The 6990-nt window shown below is 72.5% G+C and carries 7 protein-coding genes; 1 reads left to right on the forward strand and 6 read right to left on the reverse strand.

Annotation, left to right across the window (positions count from 1 at the left end; genetic code table 11):
- Positions 1-236 precede the first annotated feature (236 nt).
- The gene (locus tag HLK59_RS46750) at positions 237-434 is read right to left on the reverse strand and encodes a hypothetical protein (RefSeq protein WP_171147774.1); all 198 of its coding nucleotides are present in this window, start codon (positions 432-434) and stop codon (positions 237-239) included.
- A 234-nt stretch (positions 435-668) separates the two neighbouring features.
- A complete protein-coding gene (locus HLK59_RS46755) occupies positions 669-908 on the reverse strand; it encodes a hypothetical protein (protein WP_171147775.1) in 240 nt (79 codons plus the stop codon).
- Positions 909-1104: 196 nt separating this feature from the next.
- Between HLK59_RS46755 and HLK59_RS46760 the strand changes: the two genes are divergently transcribed.
- Complete coding sequence (locus HLK59_RS46760; protein WP_171147780.1) at positions 1105-2457, forward strand: serine/threonine-protein kinase; 1353 nt, start codon at positions 1105-1107, stop codon at positions 2455-2457.
- Here HLK59_RS46760 and HLK59_RS46765 read toward each other — a convergent pair.
- The 4 genes from HLK59_RS46765 to cobT form a co-directional block, all read right to left on the reverse strand.
- A complete protein-coding gene (locus HLK59_RS46765) occupies positions 2454-2846 on the reverse strand; it encodes an NUDIX domain-containing protein (protein WP_171147776.1) in 393 nt (130 codons plus the stop codon). The genes HLK59_RS46760 and HLK59_RS46765 overlap by 4 nt on opposite strands.
- Entirely contained in the window at positions 2846-3664 is an 819-nt protein-coding gene (locus tag HLK59_RS46770; protein WP_171147777.1) for an RNA methyltransferase, read from the reverse strand. The genes HLK59_RS46765 and HLK59_RS46770 overlap by 1 nt, the downstream gene beginning before the upstream one ends.
- 64 nt (positions 3665-3728) lie before the next feature.
- Positions 3729-4961, reverse strand: coding sequence for a uroporphyrinogen-III C-methyltransferase (gene cobA, locus HLK59_RS46775; RefSeq protein WP_171147778.1), 1233 nt, complete (start codon positions 4959-4961; stop codon positions 3729-3731).
- Positions 4962-5107: 146 nt separating this feature from the next.
- On the reverse strand, positions 5108-6990 hold a 1883-nt coding region (gene cobT / locus HLK59_RS46780; protein WP_171147779.1), incomplete at its 5' end, for a nicotinate-nucleotide--dimethylbenzimidazole phosphoribosyltransferase.

A 6990-nucleotide genomic window follows, 5' to 3' on the forward strand; every position in this document is an offset into this window, starting at 1 on the left:
TACCCGTCCCGTCCTCCAGGGGCTGCCGCCCCTTCGACCCCGGACCCAGGGGGCTCCGCTCCTCAAACGCCGGAGGGGCTGGAGGATGCGGGGCGGTGTTGGGTGTGGGCACAGCAATGCCGGCGCAGCTCCCCAGCTGCGCCGGCATTTGTGCCGTCCGCCGCACCCCCGTCCCCACGGGGTTTCATGGGTGGATGTCCCCGCCCGGACCGCTCTTCCGGGCCTGGGGTCGCCGCTCAGCGCCCCAGCATCACGCCCACGGACGACGCTTGTGTGGCCACTGTCTCCCAGCCGTCGAAGACGAGGAGGAGCAGGGCCGCCAGGGGAAGAGCCATGAGTGTCGCCACCAAGGGGTGGCGACGGCCCTGACGGCGGGGGCGGAGCCGAGTGCGCTCCTTGGTGCGGATCATCGTCCGCGGTGCCGTGTGGGCCATGGTCCCTCTCCTGACCGTTCTGCGTTGTCTTTGGCAGCGGCGGGTGTCTGACCTCGGGGGACGAGTGCTGCACCCGCCGCTTGACCTCAAATCTAGGCGGACGGCGTCCGCCGCACGTCATGCCCTCGTACCGATTGCCGGGCCTCCCGGAGGATGAGCCATGACCTGGGAAGTACTCCCCTGGGTGGAGACGAGGACCTAGGTCTCCGGGTCTTCCCGGAGGGGGCGCCCGGTCTATACCGCTTTCTCCGAGCCGTCCTCGCGCGGCACCGGCTGCTCGACCAGCGCCAGGACCCGGGTCGCCATGAAGCGGGCCGTGCGGACGACGGAACCGCTGCGGGTGACTTCGCTCACTTCCACCACACCTCGGCGTACCGCTGTCTCCACCCGGCGGCCCGCCCTGCTCGCCACCACCTCGTATGTACGCGTCGTGTCCCCTGCGTCCACGACTATCTCCACGCGATCACCCTTCACGGGTTCAATCCCCCTTCTGCGATGGGTGGTTGGGATCACACGCGGCACGAACCCGCCCTGCTCTCCCGCTCCCTGACCACCTCTCAATTCTCCCACCCGGCACTGACAATCCATCGGGACGAGAGGGCGCGGCCTCTGCGCGCGGGCGGCCGTGGAAACGTAAGCTGTGGCTCGTCACACGGACCGGGCAGCGGGGATGAACATGGCGATGATGCGCCTGAGGCGCGAGGACCCGCGCGTCGTCGGCTCGTTCAGGCTTCACAGACGGCTCGGCGCGGGCGGGATGGGCGTCGTCTATCTGGGCTCCGACAAGAAGGGGCAGCGGGTCGCACTGAAGGTGATCCGGCCCGATCTGGCGGAGGACCAGGAGTTCCGTTCGCGGTTCGCCCGTGAGGTCTCCGCCGCGCGAAGGATCAGGGGCGGGTGCACCGCCCGGCTCGTGGCCGCCGATCTCGACGCGGAACGGCCGTGGTTCGCCACGCAGTACGTGCCCGGTCCCTCGCTGCACGACAAGGTCGCCGACGAGGGCTCGCTGGGCGCGGCCGAGGTCGCCGCCATCGGGGCCGCCCTGTCGGAGGGGCTCGTCGCGGTGCACGAGGCGGGGGTCGTGCACCGGGACCTGAAGCCTTCCAACATCCTGCTGTCCCCCAAGGGGCCGCGGATCATCGACTTCGGCATCGCCTGGGCGACCGGGGCCTCCACGCTCACGCATGTGGGTACGGCCGTCGGGTCGCCCGGCTTCCTCGCGCCCGAGCAGGTGCGCGGTGTCGCCGTCACCCCGGCCACGGACGTGTTCTCGCTGGGCGCGACCCTGGCGTACGCCTCCATGGGTGACTCGCCCTTCGGGCACGGCAGTTCCGAGGTGATGCTGTACCGCGTGGTGCACGAGGAGGCGCAGCTCGGCGGGGTGCCGGACGCCCTGGCTCCGCTCGTGCGCGCCTGTCTCGCCAAGGATCCCGAGGAACGGCCCAGCACGCTCCAACTGTCCTTGCGGCTCAAGGAGATCGCCGCGCGGGAGGCCCAGGGGCTGGCCGACGTACGGCCGCCCGCGCCGCGTGCGGGGGAGAGCGACCGGCCTACGGGACGGCTCGCCGAGCCGAGCTATCCGGAGCAGCAGCGCACCCAGCGGCGGCCCCAGGGACAGCCGCCGGGGCCCACTCAGCGCACTCCCCCGCCGCGCGGCACGTCCTCGCGCGGGCCCGTGCCCTCGCGGGGCGGGGCTCCGTCCCGGGGCGGTGCCGCGGCCTCCCGGAGCGGGGCGCGGCCCACGCCTGCCTCGCGGAACACCACGCGCTCCGGCAACCGTCCGGCGCCCCGCAGCGGTACCGGCCGTCCGGGTCCAAGGACCACGGGGACGGGGCGGCGGCCCGCCAATCCACGGCTGCTGCGTCAGCGGCTGTTCGTGTTCGTCGTGGTCACGCTGCTGGTGGCGCTCGGTATCGCCGCGGCCCAGGGGTGTCAGGGGCCCGCGCGAGGGATCGGCGGTGACCGTGATGTCGTACGCCATCAGCAGGTGCACCTGCCGCCCGCGGACGGGTCGTACGACTAGAGCGTCGGCAGGATCCTGTCGAAGAACTCCAGGTCGCCCTCGAAGATCGGGGCGAGTGTCGGGAACTGCTCCGGGGTGATCCAGCGGGCCTCGGCGACCTCCACGGGGTCGGGGACCACCTCGCCGTCCTCGGCGCGGGCGGTCCACCAGTGGAGGCGGAAGCGGCCGTCGTCGGCCTGCGACTCCCAGACCTTGGCCAGGGGGACGACGGTGAGGCCGACCTCCTCGTGGACCTCGCGCAGGAGTGCGTCCCGCTGGGTCTCCCCCGGTTCGATGCGGCCGCTGAGGGGTTGCCAGTAGCCGGGGCGGGAGATGGTCGGGCCGCGCCGGATGACCAGTACCCGGTCACCTCTCAGCAGGACCGCGACGATCGCCTCGCCCCGCGCCATCAGAGCTCGGGGCGGCCCGTGGCCACCGCGTAGAAGGCGACCGCGGCCGCCGCGCCGACGTTGAGGGAGTCGACACCGTGGGCCATGGGGATGCGGACCCATTCGTCGGCGGCGACCAGCGCCTGGGTGGAGAGGCCGTCGCCCTCGGCGCCGAGCATCAGGGCGACCCGGTCCATCTTGTGCGGGGCGGCCTCGTCGAGGGTCCTCGCCTTCTCGTCGGGCGTCAGCGCGAGCAGGCTGAAGCCCGCCTCGCGGACCGACTCCAGGCTCTTGGGCCAGGTGTCGAGACGGGCGTAGGGCACCGAGAAGACGGCGCCCATCGAGACCTTGACGCTGCGGCGGTACAGCGGATCCGCGCAGTCCGGGGAGAGCAGGACCGCGTCCATGCCGAGGGCCGCCGCCGAGCGGAAGATCGCGCCGATGTTGGTGTGGTCGTTGACCGACTCCATGACCACCACGCGGCGGGCGGTCTGGAGGAGGTCGGTCGCCGTCGGGAGCGGCTTGCGCTGCATGGAGGCGAGCGCGCCGCGGTGCACGTGGTAGCCGGTGACCTGCTCGGCGAGCTCCGGGCTGACCGCGTAGACCGGCGCCGGGAGCTCGTCGATGACGTCGCGCATGACGTCGACCCACTTGGCGGACAGCAGCATCGAACGCATCTCGTACCCCGCGTCCTTGGCCCTTCTGATGACCTTCTCGCCCTCGGCGATGAACAGGCCCTCGGCGGGTTCTCGTTTGCGGCGCAGTTCGACGTCGGTCAGGCCTGTGTAGTCGCGCAGGCGCGGGTCGTCGGGATCCTCGACGGTGATGAGATCGGCCACAGGGTGATACTGCCTTGCTCTGGGTGCGGTGCCAACGGCTCGGTACGAGTTGGGTTACCCGGGGTTACGCGGACGGGTCCGGGCCGACCTTCACGACCTCGCCGATGACGATGACCGCCGGGGGCTTCACGTCCTCGCGCACGACCGCTTCGGCGACCGTCGCGAGGGTGGCGTCCACGCGGCGCTGGGCCGCCGTCGTGCCCTCCTGGACGAGAGCCACCGGAGTGTCCGCCGGCTTTCCGTGGGCGACGAGCGTCTCGGCGATCTTTCCGATCTTGTCGACACCCATCAGGATCACCAGCGTGCCCGTGAGCTTGGCGAGCGAGGGCCAGTCGACCAGGGAGCGCTCGTCGTCAGGGGCGACATGACCGCTGACCACCGTGAACTCGTGTGCGACCCCGCGGTGGGTGACCGGGATGCCGGCCGCGCCCGGGACCGAGATCGAACTGGAGATGCCGGGGACGACGGTGCAGGGGATGCCGGCCTCGGCGAGGGCGTGCAGTTCCTCCATGCCGCGGCCGAAGACGTAGGGGTCGCCGCCCTTCAGCCGTACGACCGACTTGCCCTGCCTGGCGTGCTCGATCAGGGCGTTGTTGATGGCCTCCTGGGCCATGAAACGGCCGTACGGGATCTTCGCCGCGTCGATCACCTCGACGTGCGGCGGGAGTTCGGCGAGGAGGTCGCGGGGGCCGAGGCGGTCGGCGATGACGACGTCGGCCTCGGCGAGGAGACGGCGGCCGCGGACCGTGATGAGGTCCGGGTCGCCGGGGCCGCCGCCGACGAGGGCGACGCCGGAGGTGCGGGTGCGGTGGTGCGGTGCCACCAGGGTGCCGTCGCGCAGACCCTCCACCACCGCGTCGCGGATGGCGGCGGTGTGGCGGGGGTCGCGGCCCTTGGCGTTCGTGGTGAGGACGGCGACCGTGACGCCCTCGCTGTGGCCGGTGGCCGGGGTCCAGGCCGTCGCCTGGTCCGCGTCGTCCGAGCGGACGCACCAGACACGGTGCCGCTCCGCCTCGGCGGAGGCCGCGGTGCTGGCCTCGGCATCGCTGGTGGCGATGAGGGCGTACCAGGCGTCGGCGAGGTCGCCTTCGGCGTACGGCCGCTTCTCCCACCTGATCTCGCCCGCGTCCGCCATCGCCTCGACCGAGGGCGTCGCCTCGGGGGATACGAGGAGGATGTCCGCGCCCGCCGCGATCAGTGCCGGGAGGCGGCGCTGGGCGACCTGGCCGCCGCCGAGGACGACGACCTTGCGGCCGGTGAGGCGGAGGCCTACGGGGTAGGCGGGGTTTTCGGCCATGAGGGTGCGGCTCCTCGTACGGGCGATGCGATGGGCGCTACGGCTCTGGAGCTGCCCTGACGTGCGGATTTTAGGCTGCGGGTTCAGCGTACGGCGGGGGTGGGGGGCCCGCAGGAACGCGTACCCCGACCACCCCCGGTTCCGGCCTACTTCTCGGTGACTCCCGCCGAGTCGAACGTGGCGACCTCGTGCATCGCGCGTGCGGTGCTCTGCACCAGCGGCAGCGCGAGCAGGGCGCCCGTGCCCTCGCCCAGGCGGAGGTCGAGGTCGACCAGGGGGCGCAGGCCGAGCTTGTTGAGGGCGGCCACGTGCCCAGGCTCCGCGCTGCGGTGGCCCGCGATGCAGGCCGCGAGGACCTCGGGGGCGATGGCACGCGCGACCAGGGCGGCGGCGCCGGCGCTGACGCCGTCCAGGATCACCGGGGTGCGCAGGGACGCGCCGCCCAGCAGGAGGCCGACCATCGCCGCGTGCTCGAAGCCGCCGATCGCGGCGAGCACGCCGATGGGGTCGGCCGGGTCCGGCTGGTGGACCTCGATGGCGCGGCGGACGACCTCGGTCTTGCGGGCGAGGGTCTCGTCGTTGATACCGGTGCCGCGGCCGGTCACGTCGGCCGGGTCGGTGCCCGTGAAGACCGAGATCAGGGCGGCGGACGCGGTGGTGTTCGCGATGCCCATCTCACCCGTGAGCAGGGCCTTGTTGCCGGCCGCCACCAGGTCCCTGGCCGTCTCGATACCGACCTCGATGGCCTGCTTGGCCTCCTCGCGGGTCATCGCGGGGCCGGTGGTCATGTCGGAGGTGCCCGCGCGGACCTTGCGGGGCAGCAGACCGGGGGTGGCGGGCAGGTCGGCCGCCACGCCGACGTCCACCACGCACACCTCGGCGCCGACCTGGCCGGCGAAGGCGTTGCAGACCGCGCCGCCGCCGAGGAAGTTGGCGACCATCTGGGCCGTCACCTCCTGCGGCCAGGGGGTGACGCCCTGGGCGTGGACACCGTGGTCACCGGCGAAGATCGCGACGGCCGCGGGCTCCGGGATCGGCGGCGGGCACTGGCGGGACAGCCCGGACAGCTGCGCGGAGATGATCTCCAGCATGCCGAGCGAGCCGGGCGGCTTGGTCATCCGCTTCTGCCGCTCCCAGGCCTCACCGAGCGCCTTGGCGTCCAGCGGGCGGATCTGGGAGACGGTCTCGGCGAGCAGGTCGTGCGGCTCCTCGCCGGGCAGCGCGCGACGGCCGTACGTCTCCTCGTGGACGACCCAGGACAGCGGGCGTCGCTTGGACCAGCCGGCCTGGAGGAGCTCGGGCTCGTCCGGGAACTCGTCGACATAGCCGACGCAGAGGTACGCGACGACCTCCAGGTGCTCGGGCAGGCCCAGGGAACGGACCATCTCGCGCTCGTCGAAGAAGCTGACCCAGCCGACGCCGAGGCCCTCGGCGCGGGCGGCGAGCCAGAGGTTCTCGACGGCGAGCGCGGAGGAGTACGGGGCCATCTGCGGCTGGGTGTGCCGGCCGAGGGTGTGGCGGCCGCCGCGTGTGGGGTCCGCGGTGACGACGATGTTCACCGGGGTGTCGAGGATGGCCTCGATCTTCAGTTCCTTGAACTGCTTGGCCCGGCCCTTGGGGAGGGACTTGGCGTAGGCGTCGCGCTGGCGCATGGCCAGTTCGTGCATCGTGCGGCGCGTCTCGGCCGAGCGGATGACGACGAAGTCCCACGGCTGGGAGTGGCCGACGGAAGGCGCGGTGTGGGCCGCCTCCAGGACGCGGAGCAGGACCTCGTGCGGGATGGGGTCGCTGCGGAAGCCGTTGCGGATGTCGCGGCGCTCGCGCATGACCTTGAGGACGGCCTCGCGCTCGGCGTCGTCGTAGGCGGGCGCGGCCGGGCCGGTGGACTGGCGTACTTCTTCCACGGGGGCCGTGCTTTCTTCCTGATCGGCGCCCCGGGTGTCCAGGTCGTCGGCGTGCTGTACGAGTTCGGGGTCGCCGTCGCGGGGGGCGGGGACGGCGACCCCGAACTCGTACAGCACGCCGACGA

The organism is Streptomyces sp. S3(2020), assembly GCF_013044505.1.
Lineage (GTDB): Bacteria > Actinomycetota > Actinomycetes > Streptomycetales > Streptomycetaceae > Streptomyces.